We start from the raw sequence: 19,787 nt of genomic DNA, 5'->3' as shown, positions 1-19,787 counted from the left end.
GGCCTGTGCCAGGCTCAGGGGCATGGACGACAAGACCATCCTGAACCGGATCTCCGAACTGGTCGACGAGGAGCACCGGCTCCGGTCGGCGGCGCAGACCAACGCATCCGGCACCGACGACGAGGCCCGGGAGAAGCTGCGCGCGCTGGAGGAGTCGCTCGACCAGTGCTGGGACCTGCTGCGTCGCCGCCGGGCGGCCCGGCACACGCACGGCGACCCGGACGCCCAGGGTGAGCGGCCGGTGCCGGCGGTCGAGCGTTACCTCCAGTAGGCAGGCGGCGGCCGGGTGTCCCGGGCGGTCGGTGGACCGCCCGGGACACGACCGTCAGCGGATGCCGGCTTCCCGGAGCAGCAGCTCGGTCAGCGCGGCCGGGTCGGTGTCGGGCAGGCCGCGCGCGGCGAACCAGGCGCCGACCACCCGCACGTCCCGGGCCAGGAACTCCGGCCCCTGCGGGTTGGCCACCACGTCGACCACCTGCGGAAGGTCGATCATGACGAGCCGCCCCGCGTGCACCAGCAGGTTGTACGGCGACAGGTCACCGTGGGCGTACCCCGCGCGGGCCAGCACCACCAGCGCGTCCACCAACTGGTCCCAGAGCGAGCGCAGCTCTGCCGGCTCGGGGCGTAGCTGGGCCAGCCGGGGCGCGGCGGCCCCCTCGTCGGGGTCGCCGACGAACTCCAGCATCAGCTCGGTGCCGATCAGCTGCACCGGGTACGGCACCGCGATCCGCCCGGATTCGGCGCCGATCTCCCAGAGCCGGGCCAGGGCGGCGAACTCGGCCGCCGCCCACTGCCCGGCGATCATCTGCCGGCCGAAGGCGGTCCGGCCGGCCATCGCCCGGTTCTCCCGGGAGCGGCGCACCCGGCGGCCTTCGAGGTAGCCGGCGTCGCGGTGGAAGAGCCGGTGCTGGGCGTCCCGGTACCGCTTGACGGCCAGCAGGCAGGACCGGTCGGTGTCGGGCACCGCGCGGCGGACCAGGTGGACGTCCGCTTCCTTGCCGGTCTTGAGCACCCCGAGCTCGGTGTCCCGCGCGGCCAGCTCGGTGACCAGCCAGGCGGGGTGCGGTTCGGGCCCGTGTACGGCCTCGTCCCAGGAGGACCAGCGGTCCTCGGTGTCGGTGACGGGGTCGTCGTCGGGTTCGGCGAGGGCGGGCTCGGCGGCCCGGCCGCGCTTCAGGAACTGTGGTTCGTCGTCGTCGAAGCGGCTCTTGCCGCGGCCACGGCGCGGTGGCGCCGGGAAGTCGTGTTCGCGCACGGAGTCGGTGATCCCTTGATCGAGGCGGGTGAAGGCAGGTGGAACGACCCTGTGAAGACGGCCATGACCGACCCCCTCTCCTCGACGCCGGTAGCGCCCGGCTGCGCACTCGCGCGGACCCATGCTGGCGGAACCCCCGCCCGGCGGTCAACCGAATACCGGCCCACGCCGCCGCCGACGGGCCGGGCCGTCGGTTGGTCAGGCGCCGAGCACGGTGGCGACGGCGGCGATCAGCGAGTCCACCGTCCGGGTGGGGGCGAACCGGGTGTCCGACCAGCTGCGGCCCCGGTGCAGCCAGACGCTGGGCAGGCCCACCGCGGCGGCGCCGCCGATGTCCGCCTCCGGGCTGTCCCCGACCACCCACGCCCCCCGCAGCGGCATCCGCGCCCGCTGCGCGGCGAGCGCGAAGATCCTCGGGTTGGGTTTGCTGACGCCGGCCTCCTCGGAGATCACCCAGTCGGCGACGTAGCGGTCCAGGCCGGTGCGCCGGATCTTGGCGTCCTGCTGGCGGACCGAGCCGTTGGTGACCACCACGGGCACCCAGCCGGCGTCGTCGGCGATCCGCAGGGCGCAGGCGACCAGCGGGTCCAGCCGGGTGTTCGCGACCACGCCGTCGTGCAGCTCGTCGACCAGGTCGATGGAGGGGATGCGCAGCCCGTACCGGTCCCGCACGGCGTCCGCGACGTCCCAGCGGTCGGTGAGTCCGTCGGCGTCGATGGAGACCAGCCAGTCGACGTCGGACGGCGGCGCGCCGACGCTGTCCAGGAAGCGCTCGGCCCAGGCACGGAACGACCCTGCCCGGTCGAGCAGGGTGTTGTCCAGGTCGAGCAGGAGCAGCGGCACGCGGGCACCTTACGGGAGAGGGGTTCGCCGTCGACAGGGCCGAGCGGCCCGCCGACGTCCGTCAGGCCGTCGACACCGTTCGGGGGAGCCCCTGGTCGGCGGGTCGGTCGGCGAGCATGGAGTGCGCCGCGCGGGTGGCCGCCAGCGTCGCCGGGTCGAGCGTGGCGACCAGCACCTCCTCGCCGGAGTCGGCGCCGCGGACCAGCGGGCGTCCCTCCGGGTCGTAGACGGCAGCGCCACCGTTGAACCGCCACGGGTCGGCCCCGCCGACCGCGTTGGCGAAGACCACGTAGATGGTGTTGTCCAGCGCCCGGGCGGCGTAGTAGAGGTCGCGGCGGTGCGCTGACCCGGTCAGGTAGCCGCTCGGACAGAGGTAGCCGTGGGCGCCGTCGACCGCCGCGGCGCGGGCGTGCTCGGGGAAGCAGCCGTCGTAGCAGATACCCAGGCCGAGCCGCCAACCGTCGACGCGGAGCGTGGCGCCGCGCGTGCCGGGGTCGAACAGCTCCCGCTCGCCGCCCCAGAGCTGCTGCTTGTCGTACCCGACGCGGGCGGCGCCGGCCGGGTCGACGACCAGGGCGGAGATGGTCCGCCGGCCGTCCGGGTGGCGGACCGCCGCGCCGACCACCACGGTCAGCCGGCCGTCGCGGACCGCGGCGCGCAGCGGGTCGAGCCGGGGGTCGTCGACGGCGCCGTCGGCGTCGGCCGCGACGTCGGTGCCGGCCGGGTCGGCGGCCAGCGTCGGCGGATGGTACGCCGGCAGGAAGAGCTCGGGCAGGACGGCGACGCGGACGTGGTGCCGGGCGGCCCGGCGGACCAGCCGCGCGGCGGTCGCCGCGTTGCCCGGCAGGTCACCGGGAGCCGGTTCGGCCTGTACGGCGGCGACGGTCAGCGGCGCGCCGGGCACGGACGAGGCGGGCGGGGACGAGGCGGGCGGGGATGCGGAGGCGACCGGGGGCGTCGTCACCCGGCGATCCTAACCGGAGCGCCGCCGGGGGCCGCCGCCCGACAGAAGATCCCAAGCCGTACGTACGGTTTGCGTAACGGAGGGTCAGCTGACACGATCGACCCCGTGCCCAGAGTAAGTCAGGACCAGCTGGACGCGCGCCGGCAGGAGATCCTCGCCGCAGCGCGGGCCTGTTTCGCCCGGCACGGCTACGAGGGCGCCACCGTGCGCCGCCTGGAGGAGGCGACCCGGCTGTCCCGGGGTGCCATCTTCCACCACTTCCGGGACAAGGACTCGCTCTTCCTGGCGGTGGCCGAGGACGACGCGGCGGCCATGGTGGAGACGGTGGCCCGCAACGGCCTGGTCCAGGTCATGCGGGACCTGCTCGCCGGGGCGGTCTCCCCGGACACCACCGGCTGGCTCGGCAGCCAGCTGGAGGTCTCCCGCCGGCTGCGCACCGACCCGGCCTTCGCCCGTCGCTGGGCCGAGCGCTCCGCGGCCATCGCCGAGGCCACCCGGGACCGGTTGGTCCGCCAGCGGGAGGCGGGCGTGCTCCGCGAGGACGTCCCGATCGACGTGCTGGCCCAGTTCCTGGAGCTGGCGTACGACGGGTTGGTGCTGCACCTGGCGATGGGCCGACCGGCCGGCGACCTGGGGCCGGTGCTGGACCTGGTCGAGGAGGCGGTACGCCGGCGCTGACCGGCGGTACGTCACGGCTCGGTAACTCGCCGCTCAGCCCGGTCGGGTGATGGCGCGCCGGCTCCACAATGAGCTCCAGTCCCCTCGCGACAGGAGCCCCCGATGATCCCGTTGGCCGCAGCCGGCGACACCTGGGGTGTCCCCGGTCCGCTCTTCCTCCGGCTCTACCTGGTCGCGGCCGTGCTGGCCGTGATCGGCACGGTGCTGCACCGCCGCCGCCTGCTGGCCGGCCCCGACCCGTCCGGCGTGGACCAGCTCGACCCGCAGCAGGTGGCCTACCTCAACGGCGGCGACCAGTTGGCCGTCTGGACCGCACTGGGCGGCCTGCGCGCCGCCGGCGCGATCGACGTCCGGCCCGACCGGAAACTGATCGCGGCCGGTCCCCTCCCCGCCGGAGCCACCCCGCTGGACCAGGCGGTACGGCACGCGGCGCAACGGCCCGTCCACTCCCGCGAGCTGACCCGGGACGCCACCGTCGCCCGGGCCCTCACCGAGCTGCGCCAGGGGCTGCAGCAGCGGGGGCTGCTGGTCGACGACGACGGGCGCCGGGCGTTGCGGCGCGGCCGGCTCCTCCTGGTCGGCCTGCTGGCGCTGGGCGTGCTGCGGCTGGTCGCCGGCCTGTCCAACGGCCGTCCGGTGGGCTGGCTGCTGCTCACCCTGATCGGGTTCGGGGTGGCCGCCGCACTGCTGATCCGCGTCCCGGGACGCACCCGCGCCGCCGACGCCGGGCTGCGCGACCTGCGCCGACGCACCGTCCACCTCTCCCCCGACGCCGCCCCCGCGTACGCCACCTACGGCGCGTCCGGCGCGGCGATGGGGGTGGCCCTCTTCGGTACCGCCTCGCTCTGGGCGCTCGACCCGGGCTTCGCCGAGCAGGCGGAGATCCAGCGGCAGGCCCTGGCCGGCGGCAGCGGCGCCTACAGCTCCGGCGGCACCTCCTGCGGCGGCGGCTCGTCCTCCGACGGCGGCGGTGGCGGGGGCGGATGCGGCGGGGGCGGCGGGTGCGGCGGATGACCGCACCGCGCGGGGTGGGCATCGGCTGGCGGCCGGAGATCGCCGGTTTCGTCGCCGACCTGCCGGGGCTGCGCTTCGTCGAGGTGGTGGCGGAGTCGGTCGACCCGACCGGCCCGCTCCCGCCCGGCCTGGCCGAGCTGCGCGGGCGCGGCGTCACCGTCGTACCCCACGGGGTGCGGCTGTCGCTCGGCGGCGCGGAACCGGTCGACCCGGCCCGGGTGGCCCACCTGGCCGGGGTCGCCGAACTGGTCGGGGCGCCGCTGGTGAGCGAGCACATCGCGTTCGTCCGGGCCGGCGGCCTGGAGGCCGGGCACCTGCTGCCGCTGCCGCGCAGCCGGGAAGCGGTGGCGGCGGTGGTCGCCAACGTGCGGCGGGCGCAGGCGGAGCTGCCGGTGCCGCTCGCGCTGGAGCCGATCGCCGCGCTCTTCGACTGGCCCGACGACGAGCTGGACGAGGCCGACTTCCTCACCGCGATCCTCGACGCCACCGGGGCGTCCCTCCTGCTCGACGTCGCCAACGTCTTCGCCAACGCCCGCAACCGCGGCGCGGACCCGCTCGCCCTGCTGGACCGGTTGCCGCTGGACCGGGTCGCCTACGCGCACGTCGCCGGGGGCGCCGAGCGGGACGGGCACTACCACGACACCCACAGCGACCCGGTGCCGGCGCAGGTGCTCGACCTGCTCCGCGAGGTGTGCGGGCGGCACCGGCCGCCGGCGCTGCTGCTGGAACGCGACGGGCACTGGCCGCCCGCCGCGGCGCTGCGCGCCGAACTCGACGCCCTCGCCGCCGCGTCCGGGTTCCCGGTGGTCACGTGAGCGGGCGGCCCGGCGGTGACGGCGCCGCGGCCGGACCGGGCGGGGCGGCCGGCGACCTGGCCGCGCGGCAGGCCGCCCTGGTCGCGGCGCTGGTCGCCGGCGCGCCGACGCCACCGGGCTTCCCGCCCGGCCCGGTGGAGGCGGCCCGGGTCGCCCTGCTGCGCAAGCGGGCCGGGGAGGTCGCCCGGCACTGGCCGCTGCTCGCCGCCGGGCTCGGCGACGCCTGGTGGGCGACCTTCCGGGACTGGGCGGCCGATCGGCCAACCGCCGGGTCGCTGCGCGACGGCTGGGATCTCGCCCGGGCCCTGCGCGACCGGGGCGCGCTGCCCCCGCTGGGCGCCGAGGAGCTGGCCGGGCGGGAGGCGGGCAGCCGCTACGACGGCCGACACCCACCGCGACCCCGCCGGCTGCCGGCGCTCGCCCGCGCCGGGGGCGCCGTCGCGGTCCAGCTCGCCGGCCGGGTACGCCTGCTGCGCGCCGCCCCCCGCTGACGCCCGGCCCGTGCGGCCGGCCCACCCGTACGGCAGGATCGGGCCATGGATCTCGGACTCACCGACCGGGTGTACGTGCTGACCGGCGCCTCCCGTGGTCTGGGCTTCGCCACCGCCGAGTGCCTGGTGGCCGACGGCGCCCGGGTGGTCGTCTCGGCCCGGGCCCCGGAGCGGGTCGCCGAGGCGGTCGAACGGCTCGGCGGCGCGGAGCACGCGATCGGCCTGACCGCCGACCTGACCGACCCGGGCACCCCGCAGCGGCTGGTCGCGGCGGCCCGGGAGCACTTCGGCCGGCTCGACGGGGCGCTGGTGTCGGTCGGCGGCCCGCCCCGCGGCACCGCCGCCGAGGTGACCGACGAGCAGTGGCGGGAGTCCTTCGAGACGGTCTTCCTCGGCAGCGTGCGGATGGCCCGGACGGTGGCCGGCGCGCTCACCGGGGGCGGGGCGGTCGGCCTGGTGCTCTCCACCTCGGCCCGCGGCCCGGTGCCGGGGCTCGGCATCTCCAACGGCCTGCGCCCGGGCCTGGCCGGGGTGGCCAAGGACATGGCCGACGAGTACGGCCCACGCGGGGTACGGGTGCTCGGCCTGCTGCCCGGACGGGTCATGACCGACCGCAACCGGGAACTCTTCGAGGCCACCGGCGACGCCGAGGCCGCCCGCGTCGAGGCGGAGGCCGGCATCCCGCTGCGCCGGATCGCCGACCCGGTCGAGTTCGGCCGGGTGGCCGCCTTCCTGCTCTCCCCCGCCGCCAGCTACCTGACCGGGATCACCGTCCCGGTCGACGGTGGCGCGCTGCGCGGCCTGTGATGGCGGTCGGCGAACCCACGTCCGCCCCGGGTCCGGCCGGCGGCGGGCGGACCGGCCCCGGCGGCCGGTACCCGCGGCCGACGAAGGAGGAGCTGGCCGCGGCGGCCGACCGCCTCCTGCCGGACGTGATCGCGCCCGGTCTCGACGTGCTCTTCGTCGGCATCAACCCGGGGCTCTGGTCGGCGGCCACCGGGTGGCACTTCGCCCGGCCCGGCAACCGGTTCTGGCCGGCCCTGCACCGCGGCGGCTTCACCCCGCGTCAGCTGCACCCCAGCGAGCAGGACCAGCTGCCCGCGCTCGGCCTCGGCATCACCAACATGGTGGCCCGGGCCAGCGCCCGCGCCGACGAGCTCTCCGCCGCCGAACTGGTGACCGGCGCGCGGCTGCTCACCGAGAAGGTCGCCCGGTACCGGCCGGCATGGGTGGCGGTGGTCGGGGTGACCGCGTACCGGATCGGGTTCGCCCGGCCGAAGGCCGGCTTCGGGCCGCAACCGGAGGCGCTGGCCGGCGCCCGGCTCTGGGTGCTGCCCAACCCGAGCGGCCTGAACGCGCACTTCACCCCGGAGACGCTCGGCGCGGCGTTCGCGGAGCTCCGGCGAGCGGCGCACGACGAGCCGGACGGCTGAGCCACTGATACCGTCACCCGCCGTGCAACGACAGTGGTTCGTCGGCCGTCAACTCACCCCCGGCGCCGCGTTGATCGACTGGCAGCGGGAGTTCACCCTGTGGGGCTATACCGGCTCGCACAGCGTCGTGTTGTTCCGGAGTGTCAAGGCCGCGCCGGACGAGGACGGGCCGGCGACGCGGATCGACCTCGTCTTCAAGCCGGTGGAAGCGCTGAGCGTCCGGACCCGCTACCGGAGCCTGGCGGTCCGGGTGGCCACCCAGGAGCGGGCCGATCAGGTGCTCGATCGGCTGGAGAACGCCCACCGGGACGATCGGGTCCTCGAACTGGTCGGTCCGGACGGGAGCAGCGACCACGTGGTCTGCATGGCCGTCGGGTGTCACGAGGACGAGGGCGAGTACTGGGAGCCCAGCCCATTCGCGATGGACCTCACGGACGGCCGGACACCCCCGTGGCGCTCCCGCGTCCTCGGTGGCGGCCCCGACGGTGAGCTGACCGCACGGTTCGCCTCACTGGACGAACTGACGGCGGCGGTGCGCTCCGACGCGCCTCGTCCGGCCAGCGGCCGCAGGGGGCGCTACCTGTTCGTGGCGATGATGCAGACGACCGGTCCGGACGAGGCCACGGCGCGAGCCGTCCCGCTGTCCGCCTTCCTCACCAGGGACGAGGCCGAGGAACACGTACGGGCCTCGGGCGGAGCCCGGCAGGTCGACCCGGGCGGCCACCGGTTCGAGCGCTGGGTGGAGGCGGTCCCCCTGGACCTGTGACCGCGGCCGGGACGGCCGGCTAGTTGGCCGAGGCCGGCGGGACGGGCTCCCGGGCGACGTAGGTGCCCAGCGGCACGGTCGTGACCACCGGCTCCGGCGCGTCGGCCTCGGCGTACGGGGTGGGTGAGTCGGTGACGGCGAACTGGGTGCGGTACAGCTCGGCGTAGAGCCCGCCGACGGCGACCAGCTCGTCGTGCCGCCCGCGCTCGACGATGCGGCCGTCGTCGAGGACGAGGATCTGGTCGGCGTCGCGGACGGTGGAGAGCCGGTGCGCGATCACCAGCGCGGTACGCCCGGTCAGGGCCACCGCCAGCGCCCGCTGCACCGCGGCCTCGCTCTCCGAGTCCAGGTGCGCGGTCGCCTCGTCGAGGATCACGATCGACGGCGCCTTGAGCAGCAGCCGGGCGATCGCGATGCGCTGCTTCTCGCCGCCGGAGAAGCGGTAGCCGCGCTCACCGACCATCGTCTCCAGCCCGTCGGGCAGGGCCCGGACCAGGTCGGCGACCTGCGCGCCCGCCAGGGCCGCCCAGATCTCGTCGTCGGTGGCGTCCGGCTTGGCGTAGCGCAGGTTCTCCGCGATCGTCTCGTGGAACAGGTGGGAGTCCTGGGTGACCACGCCGATCTCGTCGCGCAGCGAGGCGAGGGTGGCGTCGCGGACGTCGACCCCGCCGACCCGCACCTGGCCGTCGGTGACGTCGTAGATCCGGGAGATGAGCATGGAGAGGGTGGACTTGCCCGCGCCGGAGGGACCGACCAGGGCCACCATCTGGCCCGGCTCGACGGTGAACGAGACGCCCTTGAGCACCGGCTCGTTGACCGTCCGGTCGAGGGTGGCGACCTCCTCCAGCGAGGCCAGCGAGACCTCGGCGGCGGCCGGGTAGCGGAACCGGACGTCGCGGAACTCGACCCGGCCGGCGCCGACGGGCACCGGCACGGCGTCCGGCTTCTCCTCGATGCCGGGCCGCAGGTCGAGCACCTCGAAGACGCGGTCGAAGGAGACCAGCGCGCTCATCACGTCCACCCGGACGTTGGAGAGCGCGGTGAGCGGACCGTAGAGGCGGGTGAGCAGCAGCGCCAGGGTCACCACGGTGCCGGCGCTGACCGAACCGGTGACCGCGAGCCAGCCGCCGAGCCCGTAGGTGAGCGCCTGGGCCAGCGAGGCGACCAGCAGCATCGCCACGAAGAAGGTCCGCGAGTACATGGCGGACTGGATGCCGATGTCGCGGACCCGCTCGGCCCGACCGGCGAACCGGCGGGCCTCGATGTCGGGCGCACCGAAGAGCTTGACCAGCAGCGCCCCGGAGACGCCGAACCGCTCGGTCATCGTCGCGTTCATCTTGGCGTCGAGGTCGTACGACTCCCGGGTGATCTCGGCGAGCCGCTTGCCGACCCGCCGCGCCGGGATGATGAAGATCGGCAGCAGGATCAGCGACAGCGTGGTGATCTGCCAGGAGAGGGTGAACATCACCCCGGCGGTGAGCACCAGCTGGATGACGTTGCTGACCACCCCCGAGAGCGTCGAGGTGAACGCCCGCTGGGCTCCCATCACGTCGTTGTTGAGCCGGCTGACCAGCGCACCGGTCTGGGTACGGGTGAAGAACTGCAACGGCATCCGCTGCACGTGGTCGTAGACCCGGGTGCGCAGGTCGAGGATGATGCCCTCGCCGATCCGGGCCGAATACCACCGCTGGGCCAGGGAGAAGAGCGCGTCGGCGACCGCCAGGGCGGCGATGAACACCGCGAGCCGCACCACGCTGGCGCCGGCGTCCGGGCCACCCCGGGTGATCGTGTTGATGACGTCGCCGGCCAGCACCGGGGTGGCGACCCCGATGATCGCGGCGATCACCACGGTGACCAGGAAGACGACGATGTCCCGCCGGTACGGCTCGGCGAAGGTGACGATCCTGCGGGCGGTGCCCCGCTTGAGCCGGTGCGCGGAGACCTCGTCCCGGCTGCGCATCGACCGGAGCATGCTCCAGCCGGCCATGCCGCCACCGGACATCGGGTTGGACATCGTCACCTCCGGGGGCTGGGCAGCGGGCATCGTCGGGTTCGATTCTCCCGACGACTACGACAACCTCAGTAGTAACCCGGATCTTCCCGAACGGTCCTTACTATTCTCCCCGCCCGGCGAGATCGCGCAGCCGACGGGTCTGTGCCTCCCGCTCGGCCCGCTGCTGGTCGGCGTGCGAGCGGCCGGCCGCGCCGGCGAGCAACGCCTTGATCTCCACCACCGCGTTCCGGTCGGCGCTGAGCAGCCCGGCGGTCAGGTCACGGACCGCCCCGTCCAGCTCGGCGTTCGGCACGACCAGGGTGGCCAGCCCGATCCGGTCGGCCTCGGCGGCGTCCATCCGCCGGCCGGTGGCGCAGATCTCCAGCGCCCGCGAGTAGCCGACCAGCTCGACGAGGCGCTTCGTGCCGGCGAGGTCCGGCACCAGGCCCAGGCTCACCTCGGCCATGGAGAACCTGGCGTCCTCGGCGAGCACCCGCAGGTCGCAGGCGAGGGCCAGCTGGAAGCCGGCACCGATCGCGTGGCCCTGGACGGCCGCCACCGAGACCACGTCGGGGCGGTGCAGCCAGGTGAAGCCGGCCTGGAACTCGGCGATCCGGTCGGCGCACTCCTGCTCGGGCAGGGTCGCCAGCTCGGCGAAGGAGCCCGGGCCGGAGGCACCGGCGACCGACAGGTCGAGGCCGGCGGAGAACGCCCGTCCCTCGCCGCGCACCACGACCACGCGCACGTCGCCGGGCAGGTCCCGGGAGAAGTCACTCATCGCGCGCCACATCGCCGGGGTCTGCGCGTTGAGCACGTCGGGCCGGCACAACGTCACCGTCGCGACCGGCCCGTCGCAGTCGAGTCGCACCCCGGTCGTCTCGGCGGTCACCGGACCGCCCGGGGCGGAGCGCTGATGGACGACGCTGGGAGGCGGGTCACGCCTTCTTGCGGCGCCGGGCACCGCCGCGCTGCCGCAGCTGCACCCCGGACTCGGTGAGCACCCGGTGGATGAATCCGTAGGAACGGCCGGTCGAGGCCGCGAGCGCGCGGATGCTCTCACCCGAGGTGTACCGCTTTACCAGGTCCTTGGCGAGCGTCTGACGCTCGGCTCCGATGATCCGGCGACCCTTCTCAGTGCTGGTGGCTGTGCCAGTGGCTGCCATGCTGATTCCTCACGTCCCAGACTGTGCGGTTCGGATACGGTCCCACCTATTAGACCGCCTCGGACGATCATGCGCCAGATATCAACTCTTCGCCAACCGACACGCTATGCAGTGTCGCCTTCCCGATAGAGTGATCCTTCCGACCGGCTGACGCCCGGCCGCCGGATCGCGCCACCGCGCCGCGGCGGGACCACCCGTACCCTGCCACGGTGACGGAACTGCTGGGGAGCGTGGGCGCGGCTGCGCTGGTCTTCGCCGCCACCAACATCGACGACATCGTGGTGCTCACCGTGCTCTTCGTGGCGGCCCGGAGTACCGGCCGGCCCCGGCCGTGGCAGATCGTGGCGGGGCAGTACCTCGGCATCGGCGCGCTGGTCGCCGCCGGCGTCGTGGTCGCCGCCGGCCTGCTCGTCGTCCCCGACCCGTGGACCGGCCTGCTCGGCCTGCTGCCGATCGCGCTCGGCGTCCGGGCCCTGCTCGCCCCCACCGACGACGGCCCACCCGCCGTGGTCGCGAGCACGCTCGGGGTGGCCGGCGTGACGGTCGCCAACGGCGCCGACAACATCGCCGTCTACGTGCCGGTGTTCCGCTCCCTCAACCCCGCCACCGGTCTGGTGTTCCTGCTGGTCTTCGCCGCCCTGGTGGGGCTCTGGTGCGGCACCGCCGCGCTGCTCGGCGGCCATCCCCGGGTGGTCCGGCTGGTCGACCGCGCCGGCCACCGGCTGGTCCCGTTGATCTTCGTCGGGATCGGGCTGGTGATCCTGGTCGGCTCCGGCGTCCTCACCCGGCTCGCCGGCCTGCTCGGCTGAGCGAGGAAACGCGTGACACCTCAGGGCCGTCAACATGCCTCTGAGGTATCACGCTCGTTGAGGTGTCCGTACCCATCCCGACCACGGTGCGTCGGCCGTGCGGCGCGGCCTGATCCCGCGAGCCGTCGGCGCGGGAGCGTGCTGCGGAGGTCAGGCCAGCTCGACCAGCTCGAGGAGGTCGTCGCTCCAGGCGTCCTCGTCGCCGTCCGGGAGCAGGATCGCCCGGTCGGGCTTGAGCGCGAGGACCGCGCCCGGGTCGTGGGTGACCAGGACGATGGCGCCCGGGTAGCGGGCGATCGCGTCGAGCACCTGCTCCCGGCTGACCGGGTCCAGGTTGTTCGTCGGCTCGTCCAGCAGCAGCACGTTGGCGCCCGAGCAGACCAGGGTGGCCAGCGCCAACCGGGTCTTCTCACCACCGGAGAGCACCCCGGCCGGCTTGTCCACGTCGTCGCCGCTGAAGAGGAACGCGCCCAGGATCTTGCGCAGGTCGGTGTCTGTCTGGTCGCTGGCGGCGCTGCGCATGTGCTCCAGGATCGTGCGGTCCACGTCCAGCGTCTCGTGCTCCTGGGCGTAGTAGCCCAGCCGCAGCCCGTGCCCGGCGTGCACCGCGCCGGTGTCCGGCTCCAGCAGGCCGCCGAGCATCCGCAGCAGGGTCGTCTTGCCGGCGCCGTTGAGGCCGAGGATGGCCACCCGCGAGCCCCGGTCCACCGCCACGTCGACGTCGGTGAAGATCTCCAGCGAGCCGTACGACTTGGACAGGCCGGTCGCGGTGAGCGGGGTCTTGCCGCACGGCGCCGGGCTGGGGAAGCGGACCTTGGCCACCTTGTCGGCGACCCGGACCTCCTCCAGCCCGGAGATGAGCTTCTCGGCCCGGCGGGCCATGTTCTGCGCGGCGACGGTCTTGGTGGCCTTGGCCCGCATCTTGTCGGCCTGGGCCATCAGCGCGCCGGCCTTCTTCTCGGCGTTGGCCCGCTCCCGGCGGCGGCGCCGCTCGTCGGTCTCCCGGGCCTCCAGGTATGCCTTCCAGCCGAGGTTGTAGACATCGACCACCGAGCGGGTCGCGTCGAGGAACCAGACCTTGTTGACCACCGACTCCAGCAGCGCGCCGTCGTGGGAGATCACGATCAGGCCGCCCTTGTGGTTGGCGAGGAAGCCGCGCAGCCAGGTGATCGAGTCGGCGTCGAGGTGGTTGGTGGGCTCGTCGAGGAGCAGGATGCCGCCGCCGTTCTCGCCGGCGTCGCGGAACAGGATCCGGGCCAGCTCGATCCGGCGGCGCTGGCCGCCGGAGAGGGTGCCGATGGTCTGCGCCAGGGCCCGGTCGGGCAGGCCGAGGTTGGCGCAGATCCGGGCCGCCTCGGCCTCGGCGGCGTACCCGCCGAGGGAGGCGAACTGGTCCTCCAGCGCGCCGTAGCGACGGACCAGCTTGTCGCTGGAGTCCACGGCGAGCTTGGCCTCGATCTCCTTCATCTGGGCCATCAGCACGTCCAGCCCGCGGGCGGAGAGGACCCGGTCCCGCCCGGTGACCTCCAGGTCACCGGTGCGGGGGTCCTGCGGCAGGTAGCCGATGGCGCTGCGCCGGTCGATCTGGCCCGCGTACGGCTGCCCCTCGCCGGCGAGCACCTTGAGGGTGGTGGTCTTGCCGGCGCCGTTGCGGCCGACCAGGCCGATCCGGTCACCCGGCTGCACCCGCAGGGTGGTGTCGGACAGCAGGATCCGGGCGCCGGCGCGCAGCTCCAGGCCGGTGGCAGTGATCATGGTGAAGGACTCGCTCTCGGGGTCTGGAAGGGCTGACTCAGGGCACGCGAAAGCGCCGGCGGGCGGGGATCCCGTCGGCGCGGGGCGGTTCAGCCTTCGCAGAGCAGCACCCGACAAGTGTACCGGGCGCCCCGCCGCGGTCCGTCCGGATTACCAAGCAAGATCATCGGGTACCGATTTCGCCGTCCGGACCCGGTCCGGTACCGCAACCGCCAGACGTGATGAATCGGTGATCGGGGTCAACATGGAGCTGAACGAGAACGCGCGGGTCGACACCAGCCAGGTGGAGGACCGGCGGGGGTCCGGCGGAGGCGGCGGGATGGGCATCCCCATCCCGATCGGCGGCGGCCGCGGAGGGATCGTCGGCATCATCATCGCGGTGCTGGTCGCCCTCGTCGGTGGCGGCTTCGGCTTGAACGCGATGAACGGCGGGGCGGAGCAGGGCGACAACACCTCCCTGGAGCAGAAGTGCTCCGCCGACGACGCCCTCCAGCAGGTGGACTGCCGCAACACCCTCTACGTCAACTCCATCCAGGCGTACTGGGCCACCGCCCTGCCGGAGGCGTTCGGCGAGCAGTACCAGCCCTCCCGGACCGTCTTCTTCAGCCAGGGCGTGAACACCGCCTGCGGCCAGGCCGACTCCGGCGTCGGCCCGTTCTACTGCCCGGGCGACGACCAGGTCTACATCGACCTGACCTTCTACCGGGTGCTCGCCGAGCAGCTCGGCGCGGAGGGCGAGTTCGCCCAGCCGTACGTGCTGGCTCACGAGTACGGCCACCACGTGCAGGACCTGCTCGGCACGGAGGCGCAGATGCGTCGCCAGCAGCAGCGCGACCCGGACAACGCCAACGCGCTGTCGGTGAAGCTGGAGCTGCAGGCCGACTGCTACGCGGGCGCGTGGGCGAAGAACGCCACCGGCACCGCGGACGCGTCCGGTCAGAAGATCTTCACCAGCATCACCGAGCAGGACATCGCCCAGGCGATCGACACCGCCGAGAAGATCGGCGACGACGCGATCTCCGAGCGGGCGAACCGCCCGGTCAACCCGGAGGAGTTCACCCACGGCTCCTCGGCGCAGCGCAAGGAGTGGTTCACCAAGGGCTTCGAGACCGGCGACCCCAAGTCGTGCGACACCTTCGGCGGCGGCCTCTGACCGCCCCGGCCCGAGGTGCCCGGCGGCGGCCGGTGGGTTCTCGACCCACCGGCCGCCGTGGCGTTTTCCGGTCGCCGGTTCCGCCGCGTTCGGCAACACTGGCCGGATGGCCGGTGCCCCGCCCCGGCTCCGGGTCGCCGCCTACGTCGTCCGCGACGGTGCCGCCGGGCCGGAGCTGCTCGTCTTCGACCACGTCGACTTCCCGCAAGCCGGCACGCAGGTCCCGGCCGGCGGAATGAAGCCGGGCGAGGCGTCAGCCGATGCGGCGGCGCGGGAGGTGGCCGAGGAGACCGGGCTGACGGCTATGACGCCGGTCGCCGTGCTCGGCGTACGGGATCGGCCGCACCCGGTGACCGGCTCGCCGCGCCGCACCACCTACGTGCACCTGGCCGCGCGCGCCGGACCGGCACGACGGTGGATTCACCGGGTCGGGGGCGGCGGCGGGGACGACGGACTGCTGTTCGCCTGCCGGTTCACGCCGCTGCCGCTGACCGCGCCACTCGCCGACCACCAGGACGAACTGCTCGGTACGATCGACCCGGCCTGGTCGCCGCCCGCCCGGCGGTGACCGGCAGCGGGGTCAGGCCGGGCCGGACGCGGCGTCGCGCACCAGGATGCGTACCGCCCGGGCCGCGGCGATCGCGGCGACCAGCACGGCGTGCCGGGGCTCCGGCACGTCGAGCAGCCGGTCGGCCCGCAGCGCGGCGAGCGGGGCCAGTCGCCGGTCGGCGAGCACGGTGTCGACGGCCCGCCGGTCACCTCCACCGACCAGCGCGCGCAGCGTCGCCACCTCCGGCAGCAGCAGCCGTACGGCCAGCTCGGTGGCGTCGCCGAGCGCCGCCTTCGCCTGGTTGTCCCGGCGGCGGGCGAACCGCTGCTGGGACCAGCCGCCCGCGGCGGTGCGCCCCTGCACGTAGCGGGTGTCCACCTTGGAAACGACCAGCTCCTCCCCCGCCGCGACGCCGACCGCCACCGCGCCCTTGCGGGCGAGCAGCAGGCCGATCCGGCGCGGCTCGGCCGCCGCGGCCACGAAGGCGGGCACGTCGGGAGCGGGCGGCGCCCCGGGCGGAGTGTGCAGCTCGGCGGTCGCGCCGTCCGGGGCGGCCAGCAGCAGGCCGTACCCCTCGGCGCTGGTGGTGGGCGGGCCGTGCCGGTCGGCGAAGCCCTCGACCCAGCGGGCGACGCGGGTCGGGTCGACCTCGACCCACCGGCCACCTCCGGCTGCGGGTCGACTGGTCATGGCCGAACGGTACCGAATCGTCGGACCACGGGCGGCACGCCACTCAGGGCCTTTCATGAGCATCGATGAACACATACCATCCGGTAACCGAATGATTCTCGGATCCTCCTCCGTCTGCGAGGTACCCATGCAGCCACGCGGTCCCGTCCCACCGCATCCCGCCCGCCGCGCCGTCGCCCGCCGGCTGACCGCCGCCGCCGCGGCGACGGTCACCGCGGCGGCCCTGCTCACCGTCTCCCCCACCGCCACCGCCACCGCCGCCCCCGCCCCCGCCGCCGCCGCGCCCGTGGCCCCCACCGCCACCACCAGCGGTTTCGCCGTCGGCGACCACTGTCTCGGCGAGTGCTCGGACATCCTGCCGCCAGGGCAGAACGGCAACGCCACCCTCGTCGAGGTGCTCGCCAACCAGACCCTCGGCACTCTCCCCCGGCACGCCGGTGACCAGCTCGGCCGGTACGCCGACCTGGTCTACGGCTACGCGGGGCTGCGCGAGGACCAGCTCGGCGCGTTCTTCAACGACGCCGGCTTCGGGGTGCCGGCCGATCAGGTCGAGCGCAGCTACTCGCCGCGCGCCGACGTGACCATCGTGCGCGACCGGGCGACCGGCGTCCCGCACGTCACCGGCAGCACCCGCGGCGGCACCATGTTCGGGGCCGGTTACGCCGGCGCCGAGGACCGGCTGTTCACCATCGACCTGCTGCGCCACGTCGGGCGGGGCACGCTCACCCCCTTCGCCGGGGGCGCGCCCGGCAACCGGGCGCTGGAGCAGAGCGTCTGGCGCAACTCGCCGTACACGGAGGCCGATCTGGCGGCGCAGGTGGACGCGCTGCGGCGCAAGGGCCCCCGGGGCGAGCAGCTCTACACCGACGTGCAGGAGTACATCGCCGGCATCAACGCCTACATCGGGCACTGCATGGCGCACCGCAACTGCCCCGGCGAGTACGTGCTCACCGGGCACCTGGACGCGGTCACCAACGCCGGCGGCCCCGAGCCGTTCCGGATGACCGACCTGATCGCCATCGCCGGCGTGGTGGGCGGGCTGTTCGGCGGCGGAGGCGGCAACGAGATGCAGTCGGCGCTGGTCCGGCTGGCCGCCCGGGCCCGCTACGGCGTGGTCGAGGGTGACCGGGTCTGGACCGCCTTCCGCAGCCAGGAGAACCCCGAGACGGTGCTGACCCTGCACGACGGACAGAGCTTCCCGTACGGTGGTGCCCCCGCGAACGCCTCCAGCGTGGTGCTGCCGGACGGCGGCTCGGCCCGGGTCGAGCCCGTCGTCAGCGACGCCACCGGCACGGCCACCGGCGCCGCCACCGGCGGACCGTCCGAGCTGGCCGCCGCGCTGTCCGGGCTGACCATCGGCCGAGCGAGCCGGGGGATGTCGAACGCGGCGGTGATCTCGGCCGAGCACTCCGCCACCGGCCACCCGATCGCCGTGTTCGGCCCGCAGACCGGCTACTTCTCACCTCAACTGCTGATGGTGCAGGAGTTGCAGGGACCGGGGATAAGCGCGCGCGGCGCCGCCTTCGCCGGGCTCAACCTCTACGTGCTGCTGGGCCGGGGCCAGGACTACGCCTGGAGCGCCACCTCGTCGGCCCACGACATCACCGACACCTACGCGCTGCCGCTGTGCACCCCCGACGGCAGTGCACCCACCCTGGCCAGCAACCACTACCGCTACCGGGGTCGGTGCCAGCCGATGGAGGAGATTTCGCACGTCAACGCCTGGCGGCCCACCCTCGCCGACGGCACCGCCGCCGGGTCGTACCGGCTGGTCGCCCGGCGCACCGCGCTCGGCCTGGTCGCCTGGCGCGGCACCGTGGGCGGCCAGCCGCACGCCTTCACCCACCTGCGCTCCACCTACCGGCACGAGGCGGACTCGGCCATCGGCTTCCAAATGTTCAACGACCCGGCCGCGATGGGCGACGCCGCGGCGTTCCGCGAGTCCGCCGGCACCATCGGGTACGCGTTCAACTGGTTCTACGTGAACTCCACCGAGTCGGCGTACGTCAACTCGGGGCTCAACCCGGTGCGCGCGGCCGGGTCCGACCCGAACCTGCCGATGAAGGGCGATCCGGCGTACGAGTGGCGCGACTTCGACCCGGTCGCCAACACCGCCGCCTACCAGCCACTGGCCGAGCATCCGTACTCGGTGGACCAGGACTACTACGTGAGCTGGAACAACAAGCAGGCCAAGGACTTCGGTGCCGCCGACGGCAACTTCAGCTTCGGCCCCGTGCACCGGGTGAACCTGCTGGACCGGCCGATCCGGGCGGCGCTGGCGGCCGGGCGCACCTTCGACCGGGCGACGCTGACCTCGCTGGTCGAGCGGGCCGGGCTGACCGACCTGCGCGGCGCCGAGGTGCTCGACGAGCTGATCCGGGTGCTGGAGAGCCAACCGGTCACCGACGCCGACCTGGCCGCCGTGGTGGGCAAGCTGCGGGCCTGGCGCGCCGACGGCGCACTTCGGGTCGAAACGGCCCGCGGCAGCAGGGCCTACCGGCACGCCGAGGCGATCCGGATCTTCGACGCCTGGTGGCCGCTGCTCGTCAACGGCCAGTTCAAGGCACCCCTCGGCCCGGAGCTGTACCAGGCACTGGTCAACGCCATGCAGATCAACGAGTCGCCGTCCGGGCAGCAGCGCGGCGACGAGTCCACCCTGCCCACCTCGGCGAACGAGGCGCAGGGGCACAAGGGCTCGTCGTTCCAGTACGGCTGGTGGGGGTACGTCGACGCCGACCTGCGCGCCGTGCTGGGCGAGCCGGTGCCCGGCGGGTCGGACCGCCGGTACTGCGGCGGCGGCGACCTCGGCGCGTGCCGGCAGGTCCTGCTGGACACGCTGCGCAGCGCCGCCGCCCGACCGGCGACCGAGGTCTATCCCGGCGACGCGAGCTGCGCGGCCGGCGACCAGTGGTGCGCCGACGCCATCGTGCAGTCGCCGCTCGGCGGGCTGAAGCAGCCTGTCATCGCCTGGCAGAACCGGCCGACCTACCAGCAGGTGGTGTCCTTCCCGGCCCGCCGCGGCGACGACCTGACCAACCTGGCCGCCGGCCGCCCGGTCACCGCCTCCAGCAGCCAGCTCTTCCTCCCCGCCAGCCGGGCGGTGGACGGCGACCCGGGCACCCGGTGGTCGAGCGGCTGGTCGGACAACCAGTCGATCACCGTGGACCTCGGTTCCGTCCGGCCGGTGGCCCGCGCGGTGCTGCGCTGGGAGGCCGCGCACGCCCGGTCGTACCGGATCGACGTCTCCACCGACGGCGCCGCCTGGCGGACGGTCTGGTCCACCACCGCCGGGGACGGGGGCACCGACAACGACCGGTTCGCCGCGACCAGCGCCCGCTACGTGCGGATGGTCGGGCTGACCCGGGCCACCGCCTACGGCTTCTCGCTCTGGGAACTGGAGGTGTACCCGCACTGA

The 19,787-nt window shown here is 74.4% G+C and carries 20 protein-coding genes; 12 read left to right on the top strand and 8 right to left on the bottom strand.

Annotated features, from left to right (window positions below; translation table 11 throughout):
- The first annotated feature begins 22 nt into the window (after positions 1-22).
- Positions 23-271 (top strand): DUF2630 family protein, encoded by a 249-nt coding sequence (locus AC5L3Z_RS09275; RefSeq protein ID WP_494841071.1) that lies wholly within the window; start codon positions 23-25, stop codon positions 269-271.
- A 54-nt stretch (positions 272-325) separates the two neighbouring features.
- Here the strand turns inward: AC5L3Z_RS09275 and AC5L3Z_RS09270 are convergent, their stop codons facing one another.
- The 3 genes from AC5L3Z_RS09270 to AC5L3Z_RS09260 all read right to left on the bottom strand — a co-directional run bounded on the left by AC5L3Z_RS09270 (position 326) and on the right by AC5L3Z_RS09260 (position 3,062).
- On the bottom strand, positions 326-1,255 hold the full coding sequence (locus tag AC5L3Z_RS09270; protein ID WP_494841070.1) for a serine protein kinase RIO: 930 nt from the start codon (positions 1,253-1,255) through the stop codon (positions 326-328).
- A gap of 198 nt (positions 1,256-1,453) precedes the next feature.
- On the bottom strand, positions 1,454-2,098 hold the full coding sequence (locus AC5L3Z_RS09265; RefSeq protein ID WP_494841069.1) for an HAD family hydrolase: 645 nt from the start codon (positions 2,096-2,098) through the stop codon (positions 1,454-1,456).
- 61 nt (positions 2,099-2,159) lie between these two features.
- Positions 2,160-3,062, bottom strand: a complete 903-nt coding sequence (locus AC5L3Z_RS09260) for a carbon-nitrogen hydrolase family protein (RefSeq protein ID WP_494841068.1) — start codon at positions 3,060-3,062, stop codon at positions 2,160-2,162.
- A 105-nt stretch (positions 3,063-3,167) separates the two neighbouring features.
- On the opposite strand from AC5L3Z_RS09260, the gene AC5L3Z_RS09255 reads away from it, so the two are divergent.
- The 7 genes from AC5L3Z_RS09255 to AC5L3Z_RS09225 all read left to right on the top strand — a co-directional run bounded on the left by AC5L3Z_RS09255 (position 3,168) and on the right by AC5L3Z_RS09225 (position 8,259).
- Positions 3,168-3,740: a TetR/AcrR family transcriptional regulator gene (locus tag AC5L3Z_RS09255; protein WP_334527499.1), complete on the top strand. Its 573-nt coding sequence runs from the start codon at positions 3,168-3,170 to the stop codon at positions 3,738-3,740.
- Positions 3,741-3,842: 102 nt separating this feature from the next.
- Positions 3,843-4,754 carry a TIGR04222 domain-containing membrane protein gene (locus tag AC5L3Z_RS09250; protein WP_494841065.1) on the top strand — a complete coding sequence of 304 codons (912 nt, stop codon included), beginning with the start codon at positions 3,843-3,845 and terminating at the stop codon, positions 4,752-4,754.
- Positions 4,751-5,569 carry an MbnB/TglH/ChrH family RiPP precursor modification enzyme gene (locus AC5L3Z_RS09245; protein ID WP_494841064.1) on the top strand — a complete coding sequence of 273 codons (819 nt, stop codon included), beginning with the start codon at positions 4,751-4,753 and terminating at the stop codon, positions 5,567-5,569. The genes AC5L3Z_RS09250 and AC5L3Z_RS09245 overlap by 4 nt, the downstream gene beginning before the upstream one ends.
- Positions 5,566-6,060: an SCO6045 C-terminal-like domain-containing protein gene (locus tag AC5L3Z_RS09240; RefSeq protein WP_494841063.1), complete on the top strand. Its 495-nt coding sequence runs from the start codon at positions 5,566-5,568 to the stop codon at positions 6,058-6,060. The genes AC5L3Z_RS09245 and AC5L3Z_RS09240 overlap by 4 nt, the downstream gene beginning before the upstream one ends.
- A gap of 45 nt (positions 6,061-6,105) precedes the next feature.
- Entirely contained in the window at positions 6,106-6,867 is a 762-nt protein-coding gene (locus tag AC5L3Z_RS09235) for an SDR family oxidoreductase (protein ID WP_494841062.1), read from the top strand.
- Positions 6,867-7,493: a G/U mismatch-specific DNA glycosylase gene (mug, locus tag AC5L3Z_RS09230; protein ID WP_494841060.1), complete on the top strand. Its 627-nt coding sequence runs from the start codon at positions 6,867-6,869 to the stop codon at positions 7,491-7,493. Before AC5L3Z_RS09235 ends, mug begins: the two co-directional genes overlap by 1 nt.
- Before the next feature lie 22 nt (positions 7,494-7,515).
- Complete coding sequence (locus AC5L3Z_RS09225) at positions 7,516-8,259, top strand: hypothetical protein (RefSeq protein WP_494841059.1); 744 nt, start codon at positions 7,516-7,518, stop codon at positions 8,257-8,259.
- Between the two features lie 19 nt (positions 8,260-8,278).
- On the opposite strand, the gene AC5L3Z_RS09220 is transcribed toward AC5L3Z_RS09225, so the two are convergent.
- The 3 genes from AC5L3Z_RS09220 to AC5L3Z_RS09210 form a co-directional block, all read right to left on the bottom strand.
- Complete coding sequence (locus tag AC5L3Z_RS09220) at positions 8,279-10,261, bottom strand: ABC transporter ATP-binding protein (RefSeq protein ID WP_494841282.1); 1,983 nt, start codon at positions 10,259-10,261, stop codon at positions 8,279-8,281.
- Between the two features lie 112 nt (positions 10,262-10,373).
- Positions 10,374-11,141 (bottom strand): enoyl-CoA hydratase/isomerase family protein, encoded by a 768-nt coding sequence (locus AC5L3Z_RS09215; RefSeq protein WP_494841058.1) that lies wholly within the window; start codon positions 11,139-11,141, stop codon positions 10,374-10,376.
- Between the two features lie 46 nt (positions 11,142-11,187).
- Positions 11,188-11,415 carry a helix-turn-helix domain-containing protein gene (locus AC5L3Z_RS09210; protein ID WP_074312753.1) on the bottom strand — a complete coding sequence of 76 codons (228 nt, stop codon included), beginning with the start codon at positions 11,413-11,415 and terminating at the stop codon, positions 11,188-11,190.
- A gap of 209 nt (positions 11,416-11,624) precedes the next feature.
- Here AC5L3Z_RS09210 and AC5L3Z_RS09205 point away from each other — a divergent pair, with 209 nt between their 5' ends.
- Complete coding sequence (locus AC5L3Z_RS09205; RefSeq protein WP_494841057.1) at positions 11,625-12,224, top strand: cadmium resistance transporter; 600 nt, start codon at positions 11,625-11,627, stop codon at positions 12,222-12,224.
- Positions 12,225-12,374: 150 nt separating this feature from the next.
- Here the strand turns inward: AC5L3Z_RS09205 and AC5L3Z_RS09200 are convergent, their stop codons facing one another.
- Positions 12,375-13,979: an ABC-F family ATP-binding cassette domain-containing protein gene (locus AC5L3Z_RS09200; RefSeq protein WP_494841055.1), complete on the bottom strand. Its 1,605-nt coding sequence runs from the start codon at positions 13,977-13,979 to the stop codon at positions 12,375-12,377.
- Between the two features lie 244 nt (positions 13,980-14,223).
- Between AC5L3Z_RS09200 and ypfJ the strand changes: the two genes are divergently transcribed.
- Both ypfJ and AC5L3Z_RS09190 read left to right on the top strand, forming a co-directional pair.
- Complete coding sequence (gene ypfJ, locus AC5L3Z_RS09195) at positions 14,224-15,132, top strand: KPN_02809 family neutral zinc metallopeptidase (protein ID WP_494841053.1); 909 nt, start codon at positions 14,224-14,226, stop codon at positions 15,130-15,132.
- 106 nt (positions 15,133-15,238) lie between these two features.
- Complete coding sequence (locus tag AC5L3Z_RS09190; RefSeq protein ID WP_494841051.1) at positions 15,239-15,700, top strand: NUDIX hydrolase; 462 nt, start codon at positions 15,239-15,241, stop codon at positions 15,698-15,700.
- A gap of 12 nt (positions 15,701-15,712) precedes the next feature.
- On the opposite strand, the gene AC5L3Z_RS09185 is transcribed toward AC5L3Z_RS09190, so the two are convergent.
- Positions 15,713-16,372 carry an acVLRF1 family peptidyl-tRNA hydrolase gene (locus AC5L3Z_RS09185; protein WP_494841050.1) on the bottom strand — a complete coding sequence of 220 codons (660 nt, stop codon included), beginning with the start codon at positions 16,370-16,372 and terminating at the stop codon, positions 15,713-15,715.
- Positions 16,373-16,499: 127 nt separating this feature from the next.
- Here AC5L3Z_RS09185 and AC5L3Z_RS09180 point away from each other — a divergent pair, with 127 nt between their 5' ends.
- Entirely contained in the window at positions 16,500-19,787 is a 3,288-nt protein-coding gene (locus AC5L3Z_RS09180; protein ID WP_494841048.1) for a penicillin acylase family protein, read from the top strand.

It is taken from the genome of Micromonospora sp. LZ37 (assembly GCF_059359015.1).
The sequence above is the reverse complement of the archived record's forward strand: the minus strand, read 5'-3'. Positions and strand labels throughout refer to the sequence as shown.